The 21,102-nt window shown below is 73.2% G+C and carries 19 protein-coding genes; 7 read left to right on the top strand and 12 right to left on the bottom strand.

Annotated features, from left to right (window positions below; all coding sequences use genetic code 11):
- Positions 1-58 precede the first annotated feature (58 nt).
- The 4 genes from AB0F77_RS29195 to AB0F77_RS29180 all read right to left on the bottom strand — a co-directional run bounded on the left by AB0F77_RS29195 (position 59) and on the right by AB0F77_RS29180 (position 5,090).
- A complete protein-coding gene (locus AB0F77_RS29195) occupies positions 59-1,516 on the bottom strand; it encodes a GH1 family beta-glucosidase (RefSeq protein ID WP_361954660.1) in 1,458 nt (485 codons plus the stop codon).
- Positions 1,517-1,661: 145 nt separating this feature from the next.
- Positions 1,662-2,576 (bottom strand): carbohydrate ABC transporter permease, encoded by a 915-nt coding sequence (locus tag AB0F77_RS29190; protein ID WP_361954659.1) that lies wholly within the window; start codon positions 2,574-2,576, stop codon positions 1,662-1,664.
- Between the two features lie 14 nt (positions 2,577-2,590).
- Positions 2,591-3,583: a sugar ABC transporter permease gene (locus AB0F77_RS29185; protein ID WP_361954658.1), complete on the bottom strand. Its 993-nt coding sequence runs from the start codon at positions 3,581-3,583 to the stop codon at positions 2,591-2,593.
- Positions 3,584-3,767: 184 nt separating this feature from the next.
- Positions 3,768-5,090, bottom strand: coding sequence for an ABC transporter substrate-binding protein (locus AB0F77_RS29180; protein ID WP_361954657.1), 1,323 nt, complete (start codon positions 5,088-5,090; stop codon positions 3,768-3,770).
- A gap of 493 nt (positions 5,091-5,583) precedes the next feature.
- Between AB0F77_RS29180 and AB0F77_RS29175 the strand changes: the two genes are divergently transcribed.
- A complete protein-coding gene (locus tag AB0F77_RS29175) occupies positions 5,584-6,627 on the top strand; it encodes a LacI family DNA-binding transcriptional regulator (protein WP_361954656.1) in 1,044 nt (347 codons plus the stop codon).
- A 106-nt stretch (positions 6,628-6,733) separates the two neighbouring features.
- On the opposite strand, the gene AB0F77_RS29170 is transcribed toward AB0F77_RS29175, so the two are convergent.
- The 5 genes from AB0F77_RS29170 to AB0F77_RS29150 all read right to left on the bottom strand — a co-directional run bounded on the left by AB0F77_RS29170 (position 6,734) and on the right by AB0F77_RS29150 (position 11,260).
- Positions 6,734-7,153 carry a PIN domain nuclease gene (locus AB0F77_RS29170; RefSeq protein ID WP_361954655.1) on the bottom strand — a complete coding sequence of 140 codons (420 nt, stop codon included), beginning with the start codon at positions 7,151-7,153 and terminating at the stop codon, positions 6,734-6,736.
- Entirely contained in the window at positions 7,150-7,359 is a 210-nt protein-coding gene (locus AB0F77_RS29165; RefSeq protein ID WP_361954654.1) for a type II toxin-antitoxin system VapB family antitoxin, read from the bottom strand. Before AB0F77_RS29165 ends, AB0F77_RS29170 begins: the two co-directional genes overlap by 4 nt.
- A gap of 151 nt (positions 7,360-7,510) precedes the next feature.
- Positions 7,511-8,998 carry a cellulose binding domain-containing protein gene (locus tag AB0F77_RS29160; RefSeq protein WP_361954653.1) on the bottom strand — a complete coding sequence of 496 codons (1,488 nt, stop codon included), beginning with the start codon at positions 8,996-8,998 and terminating at the stop codon, positions 7,511-7,513.
- 187 nt (positions 8,999-9,185) lie between these two features.
- The gene (locus AB0F77_RS29155) at positions 9,186-10,559 is read right to left on the bottom strand and encodes a HAMP domain-containing sensor histidine kinase (protein ID WP_361954652.1); all 1,374 of its coding nucleotides are present in this window, start codon (positions 10,557-10,559) and stop codon (positions 9,186-9,188) included.
- Complete coding sequence (locus AB0F77_RS29150; protein WP_361954651.1) at positions 10,556-11,260, bottom strand: response regulator transcription factor; 705 nt, start codon at positions 11,258-11,260, stop codon at positions 10,556-10,558. The genes AB0F77_RS29155 and AB0F77_RS29150 overlap by 4 nt, the downstream gene beginning before the upstream one ends.
- Positions 11,261-11,431: 171 nt before the next feature.
- Between AB0F77_RS29150 and AB0F77_RS29145 the strand changes: the two genes are divergently transcribed.
- Positions 11,432-11,980: a hypothetical protein gene (locus AB0F77_RS29145; protein WP_361954650.1), complete on the top strand. Its 549-nt coding sequence runs from the start codon at positions 11,432-11,434 to the stop codon at positions 11,978-11,980.
- Between the two features lie 66 nt (positions 11,981-12,046).
- Here the strand turns inward: AB0F77_RS29145 and AB0F77_RS29140 are convergent, their stop codons facing one another.
- Positions 12,047-12,913 (bottom strand): fused MFS/spermidine synthase, encoded by an 867-nt coding sequence (locus AB0F77_RS29140; protein WP_361954649.1) that lies wholly within the window; start codon positions 12,911-12,913, stop codon positions 12,047-12,049.
- 127 nt (positions 12,914-13,040) lie between these two features.
- Complete coding sequence (locus AB0F77_RS29135; protein ID WP_361954648.1) at positions 13,041-13,433, bottom strand: hypothetical protein; 393 nt, start codon at positions 13,431-13,433, stop codon at positions 13,041-13,043.
- 254 nt (positions 13,434-13,687) lie between these two features.
- On the opposite strand from AB0F77_RS29135, the gene AB0F77_RS29130 reads away from it, so the two are divergent.
- Entirely contained in the window at positions 13,688-15,172 is a 1,485-nt protein-coding gene (locus tag AB0F77_RS29130; RefSeq protein WP_361954647.1) for a hypothetical protein, read from the top strand.
- 40 nt (positions 15,173-15,212) lie between these two features.
- On the opposite strand, the gene AB0F77_RS29125 is transcribed toward AB0F77_RS29130, so the two are convergent.
- A complete protein-coding gene (locus tag AB0F77_RS29125; protein WP_361954646.1) occupies positions 15,213-15,809 on the bottom strand; it encodes a histidine phosphatase family protein in 597 nt (198 codons plus the stop codon).
- A gap of 289 nt (positions 15,810-16,098) precedes the next feature.
- Here AB0F77_RS29125 and AB0F77_RS29120 point away from each other — a divergent pair, with 289 nt between their 5' ends.
- Genes AB0F77_RS29120 through AB0F77_RS29105 form a run of 4 tightly spaced genes read left to right on the top strand, consistent with a single transcriptional unit; the run spans position 16,099 to position 21,101 of the window.
- Positions 16,099-17,052, top strand: a complete 954-nt coding sequence (locus AB0F77_RS29120) for a phosphatase PAP2 family protein (RefSeq protein ID WP_361954645.1) — start codon at positions 16,099-16,101, stop codon at positions 17,050-17,052.
- A gap of 1 nt (position 17,053) precedes the next feature.
- On the top strand, positions 17,054-18,187 hold the full coding sequence (locus AB0F77_RS29115; protein WP_361954717.1) for a hypothetical protein: 1,134 nt from the start codon (positions 17,054-17,056) through the stop codon (positions 18,185-18,187).
- The gene (locus AB0F77_RS29110; protein WP_361954644.1) at positions 18,178-19,767 is read left to right on the top strand and encodes a hypothetical protein; all 1,590 of its coding nucleotides are present in this window, start codon (positions 18,178-18,180) and stop codon (positions 19,765-19,767) included. Before AB0F77_RS29115 ends, AB0F77_RS29110 begins: the two co-directional genes overlap by 10 nt.
- Positions 19,764-21,101, top strand: a complete 1,338-nt coding sequence (locus AB0F77_RS29105) for an AAA domain-containing protein (RefSeq protein ID WP_361954643.1) — start codon at positions 19,764-19,766, stop codon at positions 21,099-21,101. The genes AB0F77_RS29110 and AB0F77_RS29105 overlap by 4 nt, the downstream gene beginning before the upstream one ends.
- Position 21,102 lies beyond the last annotated feature (1 nt).

Raw genomic sequence — 21,102 nt, 5'->3', positions numbered from 1 at the left:
CGACGGAGGGGCACCGCCGGTGTCCCGGCGGCGCCCCTCGTGGCTCGGCGGCCGGGCGTCAGTCCTGCGGGGCGTCGGCCGGCAGGGCGTTGGCGCGGATCACGTCGGCGTACCAGTGCGCGCTCGCCTTGGGGATGCGGCGCTGGGTGCCGTAGTCGACGTACACGGCGCCGAAGCGCTTCGAGTAGCCGTAGGACCACTCGAAGTTGTCGAGCAGGGACCACAGGAAGTAGCCGCGCACGTCGGCGCCGTCGGCCACGGCCCGGCGGACGGCGTCGAGGTGGGCGTGCAGATAGGCGATGCGCTGCGGGTCGTTGACCTTGCCCTCGGGCGAGACGTAGTCGTCGAAGGCGGCGCCGTTCTCCGTGACCATCAGCGGCAGGTCGGGGTGCGAGGCCGCGAGACCGGTCAGCAGGGTGTGCAGGCCGTTCGGGTCGATGGCCCAGTTCATCGCGGTGAGCCGGTCGTTGGCAAGGTGGAAGGCGACCTGGTCGGAGCCGGTCCACGGGGAGTGGTCGCTCGCGCCGTGGCCGTCGTTCTTGGTGGCGCCGGCGCCGTCGCGGGAGAGGGAAACGACGGTCGGCGAGTAGTAGTTGACGCCGAGCACGTCGATGGGCCGGGAGATCTCGGCCAGGTCGCCGTCCTGGACCAGTCGCCCCCAGTCGACGAGGTGGGCGGTGTCCGCGAGCAGGTCCTCGGGGTAGGCGCCGTCGAGGATGGGGCCGGTGAAGACCCGGTTGCCGACCGCGTCGATGCGGCGGGCGGCCTCGGCGTCGTCGGCGCTGTCGGTGAGCGGGCGCACCTGGTGCAGGTTGAGGGTGATGGAGGTCTGCGCGGTGGCCGGCAGGACCGCGCGCAGCGCGCCGATCGCCTGTCCGTGGGCGAGGTTGAGGTGGTGGGCGGCGCGCAGGGTGGCGGCCGGGTCGGTGCGGCCGGGGGCGTGGACGCCGGAGCCGTAGCCGAGGAAGGCCGAGCACCAGGGCTCGTTGAGGGTGGTCCACACGCCGACGCGGTCGCCGAGGGCGCGGGCCGCGAGGTCGGCGTACTCGGCGAAGCGGTGCGCGGTGTCGCGGTGCGGCCAGCCGCCCGCGTCCTCCAGCTCCTGGGGCAGGTCCCAGTGGTAGAGGGTGGCGACGGGGGTGATGCCCGCCTCCAGCAGCTCGTCGGTGAGCCGGCGGTAGAAGTCGAGGCCGCGCTCGACGGCGGGGCCGCGGCCGGTCGGCTGGACACGGGACCAGGAGATGGAGAAGCGGTACGCCTTGAGGCCGAGGTCCTTCATCAGGGCCACGTCGTCGCGGTAGCGGTGGTAGTGGTCGGCGGCGATGTCGCCGGTGTCGCCGTTGCGGACCCTGCCGGGCGTGTGGCTGTAGGTGTCCCAGATGGAGGGGGTGCGCCCGTCCTCGGCGGCGGCGCCCTCGACCTGGTACGCGGCGGTGGCGGTGCCCCAGACGAAACCGGGCGGGAAGCTGGTGTCCGAGGCCGGCCGGGCAGTGGTCTCGGGTCGTACGGCGGTCATGTGAGAGCGCTCCCAAATTGGCGGTGGAGGATCGGACGGTGGTCCGGTGAAGCGGGGAGGAACGGCGGCGCCGGTCCCGTACGGCCCGCGGACGCGGACCGTACGGCGCACCGGGGAGGGTGCGTGACCGGCGGCTCGGTGGGGGTCAGCCCTTGACGGCGCCCGCCATGATGCCCCCGACGATCTGCTTTCCGAAGATCACGAAGACCAGCAGCAGCGGCAGCGTGCTGATCAGCGCGCCGGCCATGACGATGCTCTGGTCGGGCGTGTACGAGGCGCTGAGCTGGCCGAGTGCCACCTGGATGGTGGGGTTCTCCTGGTTGAGGGCGAGGAAGGGCCAGAAGAAGTCGTTCCACGCCTGGACGAACGTGAGCATGCCCAGCACCATCATCGCGGGCCGGGCCGCGGGCAGGACCACGTTCCACACGATGCGGATGTTGGTCGCGCCGTCGACCTTGGCGGCCTCGATCAGCTCGTACGGCAGCGCCTCCAGCAGGTACTGCCGCATGAAGAAGACACCGAAGGCGCCGACCAGGGTCGGGAAGATCACCGACTCCAGCTTTCCGCCCCAGCCGATGTCCGACATCATCATGAACAGCGGGACGACGCTGAGCTGCGGCGGGATCGTCAGGGTGGCGATGACCGCGGTCATCAGGGCGCCCCGGCCGCGGAAGCGCATCTTGGCGAAGGCGTAGCCGGCCAGGGTGCAGAAGAACAGCGTGGCCACGGTGATGCAGCCGGAGACGATCACGCTGTTGACGATGGCCTTGCCCAGGTGGGCCTGTTCCCAGGCCGACTGGAGGTTGCTCCACAGATGGCCGCCCGGCACGAGCGGCGGCGGGGTGTCTAGGACCCGCTGCTGGTCGTGCGAGGCGGCCACCAGCGTCCAGTAGAGCGGGAAGATCGAGCCCAGGCCGACGACGACCAGGGTGGCGTAGGTGAACGGGCCGCCCTTGAGCTGCTGGCCCGCGCCGATCTTGAAACGGCCGCGGCCCTTGCCGGGGGCGGGGAGCGTGGCCGCAGCGAGGTCCGGTGCGGCGGTGGGGCTGGTCGTGGTCATGGATTCCGCTCCCGTCAGACCGCGCTCTTGCGCACGAACCGGCCGACGATCCAGTTGATCAGGGCGATGAGCAGCAGGAGGACGAGCATGGCCCAGGCCACGGCCGCGGCCGGGCCCAGGTGCCCCAGCTTCCAGCCGTAGTTGAAGAGGTAGATGCTCAGCGTCTCGTACTGGTGCTCGTTGCCGCCGATGGAACCGAGGGTGCCGCCCTGGAGCAGCAGGGGCTCACCGAACAGCTGCATGGACCCGATGGTCGAGATGACGATGGTGAACAGGATCGTCGGCCGCAGCGAGGGGATGGTCACCTTGCGGAACTGCTGCCAGCGGGTCGCCCCGTCGATCGAGGCCGCCTCGTAGAGATCGGTCGGCACGGCCTGCATGGCCGCCAGGTAGATCAGGGTGTTGTAGCCGGTCCAGCGCCAGATCACGATGACCGAGATGGCGATCTTGGAGGTCCACTCCCCGTTGCCCCAGTCGGTGTTGCCGATGCCGACGAAGTGCAGCACCCAGTTGAGCAGACCGCCGTCGGCGCGGAAGACCAGGGCGAAGACGAGGGCCGCGGTCGCCACCGAGGTGGCGTACGGGGTGAGGATCACCGTCCGCCAGAAGGTGCTGGCGCGCAGCTTGTAGTTGAGGAGGTGGGCGAGGCCCAGCGCCATGAGGAGCTGGGGGACGGTCGAGATGACGCCGATGACGAAGGTGTTCGTCACGGCCGTCCAGAACTCGGAGTCCTGGAGGATCCTCGCGAAGTTGTCCCAGCCGACCCACTCGGACTGGTCGAGGCTCGTCATCTCCACCCGGTGCAGGGCGATCCAGCCGGTGTAGAGCAGCGGGTACAGACCGAAGGCGCCGAAGACGAGGAAGAAGGGGGCGATGTACGCGTAGGGCGAGGCGAGGTCGTCGAAACGCCACAGCCGGGTGCGCCAGGAGCGCCGGTCGTGGTCCTTCGACACGGCGCCGCCGGGGGGTGAGGTGTGGGCACCCCGGGTGGGGGTCGTCGTTGCCACGGAGGGAGTCCTTCCCAGGAGGTTCTCGGCCGGGTAGGGGGGAGGGTGTCACGGGCCGGGCGCGGGGGGCTCGCCGTGGGCCCGGCCGTTCAGGGGGAACCCGTGCCGTGGCGGGCGGCCGTGCGGGCCGGTGCGCCGAGCGCGGTGCGGGCGGCCTCGGAGGGCCGCCCGCACCGGCGCCGCGTCAGCCGATCGCCTTGTCGATCGTGTCGGTCGCGGCCTGCCATGCCTTGTCGGGCTTGGTGCCCCGCTGCTCCATGTTGTTGATCTGCGTGGAGATCGCGTCCTTGATCACGCCGTCCTTCGGGCCGAGCACGGCCTGCGGGATGGTCTTGGCCTCCTCGGCGTAGATCTGGCCGATGGGGGCGTCGTTGAAGTAGGGGAGCTTGGCGTCCTTGACGTCGGCCAGCTCGTACGCGCCCTGGTTCGACGGGAAGATGCCGGCGGCCTTGAACACGGCGGCCTGCTGCTCGGGAGCCGTCAGCCACTTGGCCAGCTCGATGGCCTCCTTGACGTGCTTGCCGCCCTTGGGCACCGCCAGGAAGGAGCCGCCCCAGTTGGCCGCGGTCGAGCCGGGGGCGCGGGAGATGTCCCACTTGCCCTTGTAGGCGTCACCGGAGTTGTTGGAGATCTGGTTGGCCATCCACGCCGGGCACGCGACCGTCGCCACGGAGCCCTTGCGCAGGGCGGCCGTCCAGGCGTCGGTGAACTGCGGCAGGCCCTGGGTCAGCTTCTTCGACGCGGCCTCGGCGGCCAGGTTCCAGCCCTGCTTCACCGCGGCGCTGTCCTTGTATATGGCCTTGCCGTCGGCGTCGTAGTACTGCGTCGAGTCGGAGCTGACCACCGCGTTGTACATGGCGCTCGCGGAGTCCATGAAGTACGTGCCGGAGGGGGCCTTCTTCTTGTACTGCTCGCCGAGCTTGAGGTAGTCCTCCCAGCCGCCCGCGACGGCCTTGGCGACCGCCTCGCGGTCCGTGGGCAGGCCGGCCTTCTCGAACAGGTCGCGGCGGTAGCACAGCGACATCGGGCCGATGTCGGTGCCGACTCCGATGACCGCGCCGTCCTTCGTGGTGGCCTGCTTCTCCTTCCAGGACACCCAGTCGTTGACGTCGACCGACTTGCTCAGGTCGGTGAACTTGTCCGCCTGGGTGTCGACGACCTCCTTGATGCGCCCGACCTCGATGCCCGCGACGTCCGCGAGGCCACTGCCCGTGTTCAGCTGCTGAAGGAACTTCGGGTAGTAGTCCTGCTCGTTGGCGGTCGTCTCCTCCTTGACCGTGATGTTCGGGTGGAGCTGGTGGTACTTGGCGAACAGGTCGGCTTCCTTGTAGCCGAACTGGCCGTAGTCGCCCACCGTCAGAGTGATGTTCCCGTCGGAGTCCGAGGCGTTGGAGTCTCCGTCGTCGCTGCTGCAACCCGTGAGCAACAGGGCCGAGGCCGTCAGGACCGTGGTGGTGAGGGCCGCTGCTCTGCGGCCGCGTCCGCCGCCGGTGCGGGTGATGCGCATTCCACTACTCCTTGTTCCAGGGGGAACGGGGCCTCAGGACACGGACCGCCTGGGCCGTCGATGCGTGTCCTGCCCTCTCGATTCGAGCAGCGGCCAGCCCACTGCACGCGGGCGTGCGGTGCGAAGGTGCTGGTCAACGGTGTGCCATGCGAGCTTGAGGGAAGGGCCATGGATTCTTTGGGACCACGCCGGAGTGACCCCCGGCGACCCGTGGGACCGCTCCCACGCGGCATGACCGAAGACTCGTTCCTGCGCGGCCGGGTGTCAAGAGTTGAAAACGGCGTTGTTGCCCGAGCGTGTCCTGTGCGTCACGTGAACGTGTCGCTCGACTTACGGTCACGGCCCGGACACGCTGCCGTCGCCTGCCGGATCCACGCAGGTCACGCATGGTGCGCCCGGTCCCCGGCCGGCCCCGGACCGCCCCGCGGCGGCCGGGCCCGTTTTTTTCTGGGTCACAATGAAGCCCGTCCCGCAGAACACCGGAAGGTGAACGATGAGCCCTGCCGCCCAGCCGCCAGACGCCGCGGGCGCCCGGCGCCCCACGCTGAACGCCGTGGCCGCCCGCGCCGGCGTCGGCCGCGGCACGGTCTCCCGGGTGATCAACGGTTCCCCCAAGGTGAGTTCCCGGTCCCGGGCGGCCGTGGAGCGGGCGATCGCCGAACTGGGGTACGTCCCCAACCGCGCGGCCCGCACCCTGGTCACCCAGCGCACCGACTCGGTGGCCCTGGTCGTGCCCGAGGCCGAGACCCGCCTCTTCTCCGAGCCGTACTTCTCCGGGATCATCCGGGGTGTGTCCGCCGAACTCGCGGGCGTCGGCATGCAGTTGCTGCTGGTGCTGGGGCGCGACGGCGAGGAGCAGGATCGTCTCGCCTCCTATCTGTCGGCGCAGCGGGTGGACGGGGTGCTGATGGTGGCGGTCCACCGCGACGACCGGCTGCCGGATCTGCTGGAGGCGCTGTCCGTGCCGACGGTGCTGGCCGGACGGCGCGGTGAGCGGGAGCCGCTGGGGCACGTCCGCGCGGACAACGGCGGCGGCGCCCGGCTCGCGGTACGGCATCTGCTCGACCGGGGGCGCCGGGTGGTCGGCACCATCACCGGGCCGCTGGACATGGACGTCGCGCGGGCCCGTCTGGAGGGCTACCGGGAGGCGCTGGAGCAGGCGGGCGTCACGGCCGACGACGAGTTGATCGCGCAGGGCGACTTCACCGAGGAGGGCGGGCGCGCGGCGATGCGCGAACTGCTGCGCAGACGGCCCGACCTGGACGCCGTCTTCGCCGCGTCCGACGTGACGGCCTCGGGTGCGGTGCTCGAACTACGCGCGTCGGGGCGGCGGGTGCCGGAGGACGTCGCGGTCGTCGGCTTCGACGACTCGATCGTGGCCCGGCACATCGACCCCCCGCTGACCAGCGTCCGCCAGCCGATCGAGGAGATGGGCCGCACCATGGCCACCCTGCTCCTGGCCGAGATAGCCCACCCGGGCAACGGCCACCGAGAGGTGGTCCTCCCGACGGAACTGGTGATACGCGCGTCCACGTGAGCGCGGATCCCCACGAGCTTTTTTCGCGGGGGTGGGAGCGCTCCCGCGGTTGCCGGAGGGGCGACGTGCGTCGAGAGCGCCGCCCCCCTGCTCGCGTCCCGGTCCGTCAGAGGGTGCCCGGCGGGGCGAGCCACTGGACCGGCTGGCCGGTGACCGAGGCGATGGTCGCGAAGTCGTTGTCGTAGTGGAGCAGGGTCAGCCCCTGGAGTTCGGCCGTGGCGGCAACAAGCAGGTCCACCGCTCCCGCGGAACGGTGCTGCCCCTTCTCGGTGAGCTCACGCTGCACGTCCCACGCCCTGGTCACCGCGCGGTCGTCCAACGGTGTCCAGCCGAACAGCGCGTCCATGTCGTGGACCAGCTCCGCCCGGTCCTCGGCGTTCCTGGCGCTGTAGAGGAATTCGATCTCGGTGAGCGGGCACCGGGCGATCAGCCCCTCCTCCAACGGCCGTTCCCACAGGGCGCGGACCGGCCGCTTCAGGATGCGGACGAGGGCGCTGGTGTCGATGAGATAGGCGGCCGTGCTCACCGGCGGTAGTTCTCCTTGTCCAGCAATACGTCGAACTCGCCCGCGTCCGCGCGCGCCGCGAGCCGCGCCAGCGCGAGCGCCCGCTTCTTGCGTTCGACGCCTTCCCTGAGCGCGGCGGTGACCGTGTCCTTCTTGGTCTTGGTCCCGAACGCTATGGCCGCCTCGGCCAGCAGCTCCTCGTCGATGTCGATCAGCGTCTTGGTCACGAGGAGCCTCCTGGATATACGGAATCCATAGCAGTATATCCAACGGGACGCAGGGTGTCGCTCGCGCTCACGGCGGCCCGGGAACGCCACGCGCCCCGGCCGGAGGTGTGGGGGGAAGTCCGGCCGGGGCGGGCCCCGTTGGGTGGGTGGCTCAGTTGAAGGTCGCGAAGGACTTCAGGAAGGCGAACGGGGACTGGGTGATCGAGCTGCACGTGGGGTCGGCGGTGGGCTTGGTGCCGCCCGCGCACTGCTTGTCGCGGCCGGCCGACCACATGGACAGTCCGCCCAGACCCTTGGACTTCGCGAACGCGACGAGCTGGGAGGCGTCGTCGGTCCGGAACACCTCGGACGCGACGTCGTTCACGCCGATCATCGGGGTGACCGCCACCGCCTTCCAGGCCGCGGCATCGGAGAGGCCGAGAACTCCCTTGATCTGGGCCTGTGTGGCGGTCGCCGCCTGCTCGGCGTAGGTGCCCATGTCACCGCTGTACGCGGCGCCGTAGTCCATCGCCATGATGTTGACCGTGTTGATCCGCACACCGTTGGACTTCGCGTTCGCCAACAGGTTGACGCCGTCCTGGGTGAGTCCCTCGGGCATCACCGGGAGGGTGAAGGAGACGTCCAGGCCGGGGTGCTGCCGCTGGAGTTGAACGATGGCCTGTGCACGCCGGATGTTGGCCGCGGTGTCGGGCAGCGCGCCGCCCTCGACGTCGAAGTCGACCTTGGTGAGCCTGTACGCGTCCACCGCCCTGCCGTACGCAGCCGCCAGTGCGTCCGCCGAGGAGCAGGTCGTCGCCAGCTCGGAGCCGGAGGCGCCGCCGAAGGACACCCGCACGTCACCGCCCTTGGCCCGCAGGGCGCCTGTCTGCGCGGCCACGGCGTCGTTCGGCAGGTCGCTCACCCCGCCCCACTTCGGGGTGCAGCCGCCGCCGTCGGTGACGAAGGCGAGGTTGAAGTCCTTGACCCCGGTCGCGGTGACGGCGCCGACCAGGTCGAAGGCCGGGTACAGGGACGTGTCGACGTACGGCGCGAAGCCGCCGGCCGCCTTCGTGCCCGCGCCGGGGCTCTGCGAGGGGGTGGGCGTCGCGGCGGGCGGCGTCCTGGTCGGCGTGGCAGTGGAGGCCGGGGTGGACGTGGCGGTCGCCGTCCTGCTGGGCGTGGGGGCGGGGGTGGCGGGACCGGTGGGGCGGCCGCTCGGCTCGGGTGTCGCGGCCGAGTCGGCGGAGCACCGGGCGCCGCCGATCAGACAGGCCGTCGGGTCACCGGTGCCGTCGACCACAAAACCGACCGTGACCGACTCCCCCGCGGCCAGTCCGTCGGTGTCCCACTTCGGCGGCTTCACCGTGACGCGCCGGCCGCTGACCCCCGCCTCGCCGTTCCACAGCGAGCCGAGTCTCGCGCCCGTCGGCAGGTCGAACTCCAGCGTCCAGTCCCGCTCCCTGCCACCGCTGTTGTTGGTGACGACGTACTGCGCGGTGTACCCCGTCGACCAGTCACTGGTCCTCGTGTACGCGGCCCCGACGCCCGCCGCGTGCGCCGTACCGGTGAGCAGGACCGCGCCGCCGCCGACCACGGCCGCAGCGACCAGACCGCCGATCGCCTTGGTCCTGCCGCCGGTGCTGCGCCGGTGCGTGGTCATGCGCGTGCCTGCCTTAGCCGTTCACGGGGGTGGTGACACGAGCACGCTAGCGATCCGGAATCGGGCAATTCGCTTGATCCGGACGGGAGTCGGGATTCTTAGGGTGCGCTTAAGGAGCCGATCGGAGCGGGTTAAAGGTAGAGACCAATCCAGGGCCTCGGGCACCGGCCGGGGCGGTCGCGGACCGTCATCTCAGGGCCGGGCGGCGCCGTCTGCGCACCGGTCCCCGGTGGCCCCTGCGCACCGGTTCCCGTCCGTCGAGCTGGATCCAGACCCGGATCTCCGTGCCGCCGAGCACCGAGGAGCCGATCCGCACGTCCCCGCCGGTCGACTCCGCGAGCCGGCGCACGATGTCGAGGCCGAGCCCGGTCGAGCCCGGGTGTCCCGAACCCCGGCCGCGCGCCATCGCGGCGGCCGGGTCGGGTATCCCCGGGCCCGCGTCCGAGACGAGCACGATCACCGCGTCCTCGCCGTTGTGCACGTCGACCGCGAAGGCCGTGCCCTCGGCGGTGTGCCGGAACACGTTGCCGAGCAGGGCGTCGAGCGCGGCGGCGAGGTCGGGGCGGGCCACGGGTATCCGCACCGGCCGGTCCACGCCGGCCACCCGCCACTTGCGGCCCTCGTCCTCGGCGAGCGCGGACCAGAACCCCATCCGCTCGCGCACCACCTCGGCCGCGTCGCACCCGGCGCCGGGCCCCGCGGCGACGGTCTGCGGCTTGGCCTCCCGCGCCGTACGGATGATGGTGTCGACCTCGCGCTCCAGCTGGGCGACCGCGGCCCGGGTCTGGTCGGCGGCCGGACCCTCGCCGAGCGAGGCGGCGTTGAGCCGCAGCACGGTCAGCGGGGTGCGCAGCCGGTGGGACAGGTCCGCCGCGAGCTCCCGTTCGTTCGCGAGGAGTTGGACGACCTGGTCGGCCATCGAGTTGAACGCGACGGCGGCGAGCCGGAGTTCGTTCGGCCCCTCCTCGGGCACCCGGGCGCCGAGTTTGCCCTCCCCCAGTTCGTGCGCGCCCTCCACCAGGCGCTGCGCGGGCTGCACCATCCGTACGCCGAGCCGGTCGGCGACCGCGACCGAGCCGACGATCAGCGCGGCGCCGACCGCCGCGAGGACCGCCCAGGCGGTGCCGAGGCCGTGCCGGACCTCGGCGTCCGGGACGTACACCTCGACGACCGCGATGGCGCCGGAGCCGAGCGCGACCGGCTGGAGCAGCGTGGAGCCGCCGGGCACCTCCGTGGTGGAGGCGCGGCCCAGCCGCCGCACGGTCGCGATGTCGCGGTCGGCTGCGCGCTGCCGGCCGAGGTCGACGGGCGCCGCGGAGTCAACGGCGGGGATGTGCACGGCCATTCCGGAGTCGGAGCCCGCGGAGGCGACCACGCGCTCCAGCTTGTCCCGGTCGGTGGTGATGGACAGCGCGGGGGCGACGGCCGCGGCCTCGCGCTCGGCGTTGGAGAAGGCACGGTCGCGGGCCATCTCCCTGACGACCAGGCCGAGCGGGACGGCGAAGGCGACCACGACCATCGTGGTGACCGCCAGACAGACCTTGACCAGTGCCCATCTCATCGCGGCGGCTCCGCTCCGGGTGGTTCCAGCTTCACGCCGACGCCGCGCAGGGTGTGCAGATAGCGCGGGCGGGCGGCGGTCTCCCCCAGCTTCCGGCGCAGCCAGGACAGATGGACGTCGATGGTCTGGTCGTCGCCGTACGCCTGCTGCCAGACCTCGGCGAGCAGTTCCCTGCGGGCCACGACGACGCCGGGGCGGCCGGCCAGGAAGGCGAGCAGGTCGAACTCGCGGCGGGTGAGGTCGAGTCGTACGCCGTCCAGTTCGGCCTGGCGGCGCAGCGGGTCGACGGTCAGACCGCCAACGCGGATCACGGTGGACGGCGGGGTGTCCGGGTGGGCGGCACGGGCGCGGCGCAGCACGGCGGCGATACGGGCCGAGAGGTGTTCGACGGAGAACGGCTTGGTGAGGTAGTCGTCCGCCCCCGCGTTCAGGAGGCGCACCGTCTCCGCCTCGTCGTCGCGTGCGGTGGCGATGATGACGGGCACGTCGGTGATGCCGCGCAGCATCTTCAGGGCCTCGGAGCCGTCCAGGTCCGGCAGTCCGAGGTCCAGGACGACCACGTCGAAGGGAACGTGCGCGACCTCGCGCAGCGCCTCCAGTGCCGTGCCCACGCTGCGCACGGTGTGCGAGGCGTCGGTCAGATGCCGGATGAGCGCCGAGCGTACGAACTGGTCGTCCTCGACCACGAGCACACTTGCCATGCGCCGCACCGTACGCCATGCGCGGGACACCGGTCCGGTGCCTGTGGACAACGGACCGCCTGTGGACGACCGGGGGCCGACACGGTCCCGGCGCCGGGTGCGCTCGCCGGGACGGGTGCGGCCTCCCAGACGGATGCGGCCCCCGGTACGGGTGCGGCAGTATGGCCCGCGATGCTCAGGGGACTCGCACACGTACTGGCTTGGTCGCTCGCCACGGGCGCGGCGGTCACGCTGTCCTGGTGGGGTGTCCACACGGTGCTGGAAGGCACGGCGTACGACCCACCGCGCGCCCTGCCCATCACGGCGGCGGACGCGACGACGCAGGGTGCGGAGCCGCCCCGGCCGCCGGCCTCGCACCGGCCCCCGTCCGTGTCCGCGTCCGCCACACCTGGTGTGCCGGTCACGCCGTCCGCGTCGGCGCCGTCGCCGACCCCTTCGGCCAAGTCGCACGAGCCGTCGGTGAGTCCGTCCGCGCCGCCGCCGTCACCGACCGCGTCCGGGCAGGTCAAGGCGTACGACACGGGCGGCGGGCGGGCGGTGTTCGACCTTGGGTCGGCCGACGCGACGCTGGTCTCGGCGACACCGGGGACCGGCTGGTCGATGCAGGTGTGGAAGACGGAGAGCTGGATCCGGGTGGAGTTCACCCGGGGCACCGACCGGGTCTCGGTGTTCTGCACCTGGCACGACGGACCGCCGAGGGTCGAGGTCGGCACGTACTGAGGGGCCGTCACCGCGGGCGGCCACCCGGCCGTAGGCGCGGGTCGACCGCTCCGGCCGGGACCGGAGTCAGCGGAAGACCGACGGTGGCGGGGCCGGTGAGGCGACCGCCGCGGCGTCCGTGACCGGGGCCGCGCCGCCTGCGAAGTCCTTGAGCCTGCCGCCGTGTTCGACGCGGGCGGGGTGCGGGTCGGAGGCGGACCTGCGGGTGAGTTCGGCGACCGGGAGGGGGCGGTCGGCGGCGACGAGGACCGCGTTGCCGAACCGCTTGCCGCGCAGTACGGCCGCGTCGGCGACCAGCGCGAGTTCGGTGAAGCGGGCGGCTGCGGTGGCGATCTGGCCGCGCAGATGGGCCAGTGGCGGCCCGTCGGCGAGGTTGGCGGCGTACACCCCGGCGGGGTCGAGGGCCCGGCGGACCTCGTCGAGGAACTCGGTCGAGGTGAGGTGGGCGGGGGTGCGGGCGCCGCTGAAGACGTCGGCGACGACGAGGTCGGCCCAGCCGTCCGGCACCTTGGCCAGGCCCTCGCGCGCGTCCACCGACCGCACGCGTATCCGGGCTCCGGGGTCCAACGGCAGCTCGCGGCGCACCAGTTGGACGAGGCTCGCGTCACGCTCGACGACCTGCTGGGTGGAACGGGGGCGGGTGACGGCGACGTACCGGGCGAGGGTGAACGCGCCGCCGCCGAGGTGCACGACCCGCAGCGGCCGGCCGGGCGGGGCGACCAGGTCGACGACGTGCCCGAGGCGCCGCTGGTACTCGAAGGAGAGGTGCGCGGGGTCGTCCAGGTCGACGTGGGACTGCGGGGCGCCGTCGATCAGCAGGGTCCAGGCCCTGGCGCGGTCCGGGTCCGGGACGAGCTGCGCGAGGCCGCCGTCCACCGTCTCGGTGACGGTGGTGTCGGCGCCCTTGCGCCGCGGATTCCTGGACCTGCCCATGACACCATTTTCGCAGTCCGCGCACGGCCTCGCCGACCGCGCCCGGAGCGCCCCGGCGTGAGCGGGGTCGGCGGGGTCGGCGGGGTCGGCGGGGTCGGCGGGGTCGGCGGCGCGAGCGTCGGCGGCGTCAGCGGCAGCTGTCCGCGGCCTCGATCATCCGGGCGGCCTCCCCGAGGGCCCGGCGCAGCACCGCCGGGTCGGTGGCGAGGTCGGCCTCCCCGGGCGGCACCAGCCAGTCCGAGCCGGCCACCGGTGGCTCGGGGGCGAGTCTCAGCCCCCGCCCGCCGGTGCCGGTACAGGTGCTGCCTGGTACGTCCCACGCGGCGGCGGTGCCGGGCGGCACGAGGAAGCCGAGGGTGTCGTCGCCGCCGTCGTGGAGGACGGGCCCCACGGCCTCGGCCGCGCCCCGGCGCAGGATGTCGACCGCTTCCAGACCCTGCCGGGTCGGCACCGTCACGAGGTCGAGGGCGCGGCCGCCCGCCGCCGCCCCCCGAGGATCGTTGCTCTGGCTGGTCTCCATGCCGGCCTCCACCGCGCAGCCCTTTGCAGTCCACGGAGTTCAACGCCGGAAAGCGTCAACGGCTACGGCACATGTCAGCCGCAAAGGATGGCACTTCATGGCAGATCGCGGGGGAGATATCCGGTTTGTGGGCAAACACCGCGTGGTGACTCCGTCACAGCCGGTACGTTCGAGCCCGCCGGAATCGGGGCGGCACAGGCACAACTCACCCCGGATCCGGCATGGTTCGACGGTTCGTACGAGAGGACCCGGCCATGGCGTCGTCAACCGCGGCCTCGTCGCAGCCCGATCGGCCCGCGCGGCCCAACACCGCCTTCCGACAGCTGCGCGGCCGGCGCTCACCGGCCGAGTTCGCCGCGCTGGTACGGCGGGCCGCCCGCGAGATCGGCGAGCGCGTCAGCTGTGACGCCCGGTACGTGGGACGGGTGGAGGCCGGCGAGATCCGCTGCCCCAACTACGCGTACGAACGGGTGTTCCTGCACATGTACCCCGGCCGCACACTCACCGACCTGGGCTTCGCGCCCCGCGCGTCCGTACGCGGACGCGGAGCGCGCCCGGCCGAGCAGGACACAACCGCCGCACCCACCGCACCCGTTGAACACGCCGAGTCCACCGGGCAGGTCGCGCACGTCGCGCACCCGGCGCGCGGGGCGGATGAGTCGCCGGGGGCCGTCGATCCGTATGAGACACAGAATCCGTACGACACGCACGAGAACCACGAGGAGAGCGACGTGCTACGTCGCGCGTTCATGACCGGCGGCGCCACGGTGGCCGCCGCGCTCGGTCCGTTCGGGCTCACCCTCGACGCCGCGGCGGCCGACCGGCCCGCGCGCCGCGTCGGCACCGGCGAGGCGGCGGCCGTGGAGGAGGCGGTCCGCCGCATCCGGCTGCTCGACGACCGGCACGGCGCGGACGGCCTCTACCGGCGCGCGGCGGCCCCGCTGCGCGCCGCCTACGACCTGCTGGACGCCGGCGCGACCCGGCGGACGACCGCCGACCGGCTGTACTCGGGCGCCGGTGAACTCGCCATCTCGGTGGGCTGGCTGGCCCACGACTCGGGCCGCTTCGACGACGCGCGCTCGCACTACGCGGAGGCGCTGGCCACCGCGCGGATGACCACCGACCCGGCCCTGGAGGCGCACGCCTTCTGCAACACGGCGTTCCTCGCGCGGGACGCGGGGCGGCCCCGGGAGGCGGTGCGCGCGGCGCAGGCGGCGCAGCGGGCGGCGCGTCCGCTGGGCTCCGCGCGGCTGATGTCGCTGCTCGCGCTGCGCGAGGCGGGGGGCTGGGCCGGGCTCGCCGACCGCGCCGGGTGCGAACAGGCGCTGGCCCGCGCGCTGGCCCTCTTCGAACGCGGCCCCTCGGACGCCGACCCCGAGTGGATGAGCTTCTACGGGGAGGCCGAGCTCGCGGGTCTGGAGGCGCAGTGCTGGTCGACGCTGGGCGACTGGCCGCGCGCGGCCCGGTACGCGCGGCGCGCGGCGCGGCTCCAGGACCCGCACTTCACCCGGAACATCGCCCTCTACACCGCCGAGCTCGCCGACGACCTCGCGCGCGGGGGACACCCCGACGAGGCGGCGCCCGCCGGGATGCGGGTCCTGGACCTGCTCGACCAGGTGCAGTCGTCGCGTGTCCACACGATGCTGGCGGGCACGGCCCGGGTCCTGCTGCCGCACCGCCGGGCCCCGGGGGTGTCGGACTTCCTGGACCGCCACGCGACGCTGCCCCGCGCGGTGTGAACGTTCCGCCCCACACACAGGGGCGGAAAACGGCTCCGGCCTAGGCCGCCAGGTGTCCCAGGTCGTTCCAGCTCTCGATCGCCGGTTCCCCGTACGCCCAGCCCAGGACCGAGATCGAGGTCGGGTTGAGGCGGATGCGGGCGGCGAAGTCCAGGGGCAGGCCCAGCCAGCGCGCTCCTATGGAGCGCAGGATGTGCCCGTGGGCGAAGACCAGCACGTCACGGTCGGCGGAGCGCGCCCAGCCGACCACCTCGTCGGCCCGCGCGGTGACCTCGGCGAGGGTCTCGCCCCCGGGTACGCCGTCGCGCCAGATCAGCCAGCCTGGCCGGACCGCCTGGATCTCGGCGGGGGTCATGCCCTCGTAGTCGCCGTAGTCCCACTCCAGGAGCGCGTCCCAGACGGTGGCCCGCTCACCGAACCCGGCGAGGTCGCACGTCGTCCGCGCGCGGGTCAGCGGGCTGGTGCGCACCTCGACGCCGGGCAGTCCGTCGAAGGGCGCCCGGCGCAGCCGCTCACCGAGCAGCTCGGCACCCCGGCGGCCCTCCTCCAGGAGCGGTACGTCGGTCCTGCCGGTGTGCTTGCCGGACAGTGACCACTCGGTCTGTCCGTGCCGGGCCAGCAGGATGCGCGGTGCCATGAATGCGCCTTTCCGGGAGAAGCGAAGAGAGGACGAGGAAGAAGAAAGGAAGAGGAAGGGAGTGGAAGGGAGTGGAAGGGAGTGGAAAGGAGAGGACGAGAAGGGGAACAGCGGGGAACGGACACGGAACCCCTCCATCATCGCGCACGCCGGCCCTGGGCAACCCGGTGGGCGATCTCTGCGTCTTTGAGGGCTGGAGCGGCCCGCAGGGGGGAAATACGCACACCGTAAAGTGACACGGCCGCCTCCGCGGGCGCCGCGTGACCACAAACAGGGGGAGGACGATCGGATGCCGCAGACCGAGACACCGGGCACCGAGGTGTCGCCACCGACCCGGCTGCGCTGGTGGACCGAACTGCCCCTCATCCTGCTGGTCTACGGCTGCTACTCGGCCGGCCGTCTGCTCGCCCGCGGCGACGTCACCACCGCCGTCGACCACGGCCTGGCGATACTCCGGATAGAGAAGGCTCTGCGCCTGAACGCGGAGCACCCCCTCAACCGGCTGTTCACGCGCGAGGCGTGGCTCGGGGTGCCGGCCGACTTCTGGTACGCCTCGCTGCACTACCTCGTCACGCCGCTGATCCTGGTCTGGCTGTTCCGCCGCCGCGCCGCCCACTACCGCGCGGCCCGCACCTGGCTGATGACGTCCACGTTCATCGGTCTCATCGGCTTCACCCTGCTGCCGACCTGCCCGCCCCGGCTGCTCTCACCGGGGTACGGGTTCGTGGACACCATGGCCGAGTACAGCTCGTACGGCTGGTGGGGCGGTCAGGCCAGCGCCCCGCGGGGACTGGGCGGCATGACGAACCAGTACGCGGCGATGCCCAGCCTGCACGTGGGCTGGGCGCTGTGGTGCGGTGTAATGCTGTGGCGCCACGGCGGCACGCGCACGACGAAGGTCCTCGGAGTGGCCTACCCGCTGTGCACGGCGATCGTGGTGATGGGCACCGCGAACCACTACTTCCTCGACGCGGTCGCGGGCGCCGCCGTGATGGGTGCCGGATTCCTGCTCGGGCCGTACGTGACGCGCGCCGCGCGGCAGCTCGGGTCCCGTCTGGTCCCGCGCGGCACGGGCGTCGCGACGGCCACGGGCGGCACGGGCTCCCCGATTGTCAGTGGCGGATGCCAGACTTCCCCGGGTGAGCGATTTCCACGGCAGCGCGAGGAGCGGTTCGGCCCCGGAGCCGAGCCGGACGTCTCCCCCAAGGACGCGGGAGAAGGGGCTCCGGCAGCGGCTCGCTGAGCTGCGCGGCCCCGACGTACCGGCCAAGGCACTGGACGCGCGCGCCCTCGCGGCGCTCGCCGCGAACCCGGGGTGCCGCAGGCGCGCGATCCTGGACGGCGCAGGGGTGGACAAGACGGCGCTGGCGAGCGCGCTCGGCTCGCCCTCCGCCTTCGGGCAGTCGCAGTTCGCGCTCACCCGGGGCAACGCCTTCGAGACGCGGGTGAAGGCCGACGGCGGCGCGGAGCTGCTGCGGCTGGTGCACTCCCGGCTGGACCCGGCCGCCGAGCCGCCGCGGGACGCGGCCGTCCCCGACCTGACCGCGACCGGCCCCGAGGGGCGCACGGCCCGTACGGCGCTGGCGCTGCGCGAGGCCACCGGGGCGCCCGGCACCTGGACGCTGCTGGACCATCCGATGCTCGCCCTGGACGTGGCCGGCTCCCCCGCGTTCCTGGAACCGGACGCGGTGGTCGTGCACCCGGACGGCAGCTGGACGGTCGTGGAGATCAAGTCCTTCCCGATGCTGGACGGCGCGGCCGACCCGGCGAAGGTCGGCGCGGCGGCCCGACAGGCCGCGGTGTACGTGCTGGCCCTCGAGGAGGTCGCGGCCCGTCTCACCGAGGCCGGCGGACCCCCCGCGCGGGTGCGCCACCGGGTGCTGCTGGTGTGCCCGAAGGACTTCTCCAACCTGGCCACGGCCTCGGCGGTCGACGTGCGCAAGCAGCGCGCGGTCACCGCGCGCCAGCTGACCCGGCTCACCCGCGTGCAGGACATCGCCGACGCTCTGCCGGAGGGCACCTGCTTCGATCCGGAGCGGCCGGCCGAGGAGCTGACGGCCTCCGTCGCGTCGGTCCCGGCGACGTACACGCCCGAGTGCCTGGCCGCCTGCGAACTCGCCTTCCACTGCCGCGCCCGCTCCCGCGCGGCCGGCGCGGTGACCGCCCTGGGCCGCTCGGTCCGCGCCGACCTGGGCGGGCTGACCACGGTCGACGACGTGCTGGCGGCGGCGCGCGGCGAGAGCGGCGACCCGGACGACCCGGCCGTGGCCGCCCTGCGCCGGGCCGCCGAGCTGCGCGCCGAGGCGCTGACCGGGCTCATGGACACCGCCGACGCGGACACCCGCGCGGGCGCCCCGGAGGTGGCGCCTTGTCGCTGATCGACACCCTGGCCCGGCTGGAGGCCGTCAGCACCGGCCGCGCCCGTCCCACCGCCACCGTGCGGCACCGCCATCTGTCCGACCGCCCCCTGGTGTTCGTGCCGCTCACCACCGCGGGTGAGGCCGGCGCCCCGCTCGGCGCGCTCGTCGGCACCGACCGGGACGCGCCGCGGCTGCTGGTCGTGCCGCAGCCCCGCGACCGCGACCTGCGCTTCGCGTTCCTCGCCGAACTGGCCGACGTGATCCTGCCGTACGTCGACGCGCACGCGGACGCCGTGGAGGCCGCCGAGCGCACCGAGACCGACCCGGAGACCGGCAAGCGGGTCAAGGTCGAGGTCGACCTGTGCGCGGACGCGCCCCAGCTGATCGTGCCGAGCCGCGCGGGCGTCGACTTCGTCAGGCTGCTCGGCCGGTCCATGCGGTTCCGGCGCACCGCCGAGCAGGACCCCGAGACGCCCTACCCGGCGCCGCCCCGGGTGCCGCTGCTGGGCCGCTGGCTGACGCACTTCGGGGAGCGGGCCCGGGTGCCCGGCTCGTCGCTGCTGCCGGCCCTGACGGAGCTGCTGTCGCGGCACTGGGCGACCGGGCAGTCCGGCCTGGAGGACCAGCACCTCGGCGCGCTGCTCGCCTGGATCGACCCGCCGGAGGACGGGAACGGCGCGGAGGCCGCGCTGCGGGCGGAGCTGGCGCGGGACGCGCGGGGCCAGCTGCTGTGGCCGCCCGCGGGTCCTGCCACCGACCCGGCCTTCGACAACAAGCTGCTGGCCCCGGCCATGGAGCGCTACGACCGGGCGCGCACGGCCTTGGCCGCGGCCGAGGACGGACTACAGGCCGACGCCCGGTTCGCGGCCCTCACCGCGGCCGAGCAGGAGATCCGCGACCTGGTCGAGAGCCGTACGCGCCCGACCTGGGACGCGGTGTGGCGCGGGCTCGACCTGCTGCGCGCCCTTCCGCCCGGGGCGCACGTGGCGGAGCGCTGGACCCGTGACCGCTGGTCCTTCACCGGCCACCGCGACCGGGTGATCGCCGGCGAGCCCCCGCAGCCGCGCCGCGACGACGCGGTCACCGCCGCCAACAAACTGGCCGTGCGCGAGCGCGAACAGGGCCGTCTGGAGGCGCAGGAGGCGCTGGACGACCCGCTGGTGATGGCCGGGCGGCGGCTGGCCGGGGAGGCGTTCGCGGGCGAGGTCGTGGACGTGGAGATGGCGTACGGCGAGGGGAAGCGGCCGAGCCCGCGCCCGCTGGTGACCGTGCGCACGGACGACCGGCCGCATCTCGCGGAGGGCGTGAAGGTGTACCGCTCGCTGGGTGGCAGACCGCAGTCGGCGCAGGTCGTGGGGCAGGAGGACGAGGGGCTGGTCGTGCTGCGCGTCCTGGACAAGATGGGCCGCGGCAAGGAGCCCGAGGCCGGGTCCGTGCCGGAGAAGGGCGACCGGCTCTGCTTCACGCTGTTCGAGCACGAGCAGCGCGGCGGGGCGAAGCTGCCCGACCCGGAGGAGACCCCGTGGACCCACGGCGGGCCGCCGGGCGAGCCTGCCGCGGAGACCGCCGACGCCCCGACCGAGGAGGACGTGCTGTGACGGCCCTGGCCTTCGACCCCGGTACGGCGGCCGCGCGGGCCACCGACGCCATCCTGCGCGACACGCTGCGCGGCACGGAGCGGGGTGTGGTCGTGGACTCGCCTCCGGGGGCCGGCAAGTCCACGCTCGTGGTGCGGGCGGCGCTCGAACTCGCGGACGCCGGGCGGCCGTTGATGGTGGTCGCGCAGACCAACGCACAGGTCGACGACCTGGTGCTGCGGCTCGCCGAGAAGAACCCCGAGCTGCCGGTGGGCCGGCTGCACAGCAGCGACGCCGACGCGTACGACAAGGCACTGGACGAGCTGCCCCAGGTGCGCAGGTCGGCGAAGGCCGCGGATCTCGCGGGGCTGCCGGTGGTGCTGTCCACGGCGGCGAAGTGGGCGCACGTCACGGTGGACGAGCCGTGGCGGCACGCGATCGTCGACGAGGCGTACCAGATGCGCTCGGACAGTCTGCTCGCCGTGGCCGGGCTGTTCGAGCGGGCGCTGTTCGTGGGCGACCCCGGCCAGCTGGACCCGTTCGCGATCGTGGGCAGCGAGCAGTGGGCGGGGTTGTCGTACGACCCGTCGGCGTCGGCCGTGACGACGCTGCTCGCGCACAATCCGGGGCTGCCGCAGCACCGGCTGCCGGTGTCCTGGCGGCTGCCCGCGTCGGCGGCGCCGCTGGTGTCGGACGCGTTCTATCCGTACACGCCGTTCCGCAGCGGTACGGACCACGGCGACCGGCGGCTGTCGTTCGCGGTGCCGTCGGACGGCTCCGGGCCGGACCGGGTGATCGACGAGGCGGCGGTGTCGGGGTGGGGGCTGCTCGAACTGCCCGCCCGGCACACCCCGCGCACGGACCCGGAGGCGGTGCGCGCGGTGGCGGAGGTGGTGCGGCGGCTGCTCGACCGGGGCGGTGCGGCGGTGTCGGAGCGCTCGCCGGACCCGGCGCCGCTGACCGCCGACCGGATCGCGGTGGGGACCGCGCACCGGGACCAGGCCGCGGCGGTGCGGGCGGCGCTCGCGGAGCTGGGGGTGGCGGACGTCACGGTGGACACCGCCAACCGTCTCCAGGGCCGGGAGTACGACGTGACGGTGGTCCTCCACCCGCTGTCCGGGCGCCCGGACGCCACGGCGTTCCACCTGGAGACGGGCCGCCTGTGCGTCCTCGCCTCCCGGCACCGCCACGCCTGCATCATGATCTGCCGCGCGGGCGTGACCGACCTCCTGGACGACTACCCGTCGACGGAACCGGTCCAACTGGGCACGGTGGTCAAATTTCCGGACGGCTGGGAGGCAATGTTCACCACACACCTTCACCTGCTGGAGCACCGTGTGTCCTGGCGTCCCTGAG

The organism is Streptomyces sp. NPDC026672 (assembly GCF_040638185.1).
Taxonomy (GTDB): domain Bacteria; phylum Actinomycetota; class Actinomycetes; order Streptomycetales; family Streptomycetaceae; genus Streptomyces.
This window is presented reverse-complemented; position numbering and strand designations above follow the sequence as displayed.

What these genes read in the sequence shown, in the direction of transcription:
- AB0F77_RS29195 (WP_361954660.1), bottom strand. Translation starts at nt 1,516, where the DNA reads ATGACCGCCGTACGACCCGAGACCACTGCCCGGCCGGCCTCGGACACC.
- AB0F77_RS29190 (WP_361954659.1), bottom strand. Translation starts at nt 2,576, where the DNA reads ATGACCACGACCAGCCCCACCGCCGCACCGGACCTCGCTGCGGCCACG.
- AB0F77_RS29180 (WP_361954657.1), bottom strand. Translation starts at nt 5,090, where the DNA reads ATGCGCATCACCCGCACCGGCGGCGGACGCGGCCGCAGAGCAGCGGCC.
- AB0F77_RS29175 (WP_361954656.1), top strand. Translation starts at nt 5,584, where the DNA reads ATGAGCCCTGCCGCCCAGCCGCCAGACGCCGCGGGCGCCCGGCGCCCC.
- AB0F77_RS29160 (WP_361954653.1), bottom strand. Translation starts at nt 8,998, where the DNA reads ATGACCACGCACCGGCGCAGCACCGGCGGCAGGACCAAGGCGATCGGC.
- AB0F77_RS29155 (WP_361954652.1), bottom strand. Translation starts at nt 10,559, where the DNA reads ATGAGATGGGCACTGGTCAAGGTCTGTCTGGCGGTCACCACGATGGTC.
- AB0F77_RS29150 (WP_361954651.1), bottom strand. Translation starts at nt 11,260, where the DNA reads ATGGCAAGTGTGCTCGTGGTCGAGGACGACCAGTTCGTACGCTCGGCG.
- AB0F77_RS29145 (WP_361954650.1), top strand. Translation starts at nt 11,432, where the DNA reads ATGCTCAGGGGACTCGCACACGTACTGGCTTGGTCGCTCGCCACGGGC.
- AB0F77_RS29140 (WP_361954649.1), bottom strand. Translation starts at nt 12,913, where the DNA reads ATGGGCAGGTCCAGGAATCCGCGGCGCAAGGGCGCCGACACCACCGTC.
- AB0F77_RS29135 (WP_361954648.1), bottom strand. Translation starts at nt 13,433, where the DNA reads ATGGAGACCAGCCAGAGCAACGATCCTCGGGGGGCGGCGGCGGGCGGC.
- AB0F77_RS29130 (WP_361954647.1), top strand. Translation starts at nt 13,688, where the DNA reads ATGGCGTCGTCAACCGCGGCCTCGTCGCAGCCCGATCGGCCCGCGCGG.
- AB0F77_RS29125 (WP_361954646.1), bottom strand. Translation starts at nt 15,809, where the DNA reads ATGGCACCGCGCATCCTGCTGGCCCGGCACGGACAGACCGAGTGGTCA.
- AB0F77_RS29120 (WP_361954645.1), top strand. Translation starts at nt 16,099, where the DNA reads ATGCCGCAGACCGAGACACCGGGCACCGAGGTGTCGCCACCGACCCGG.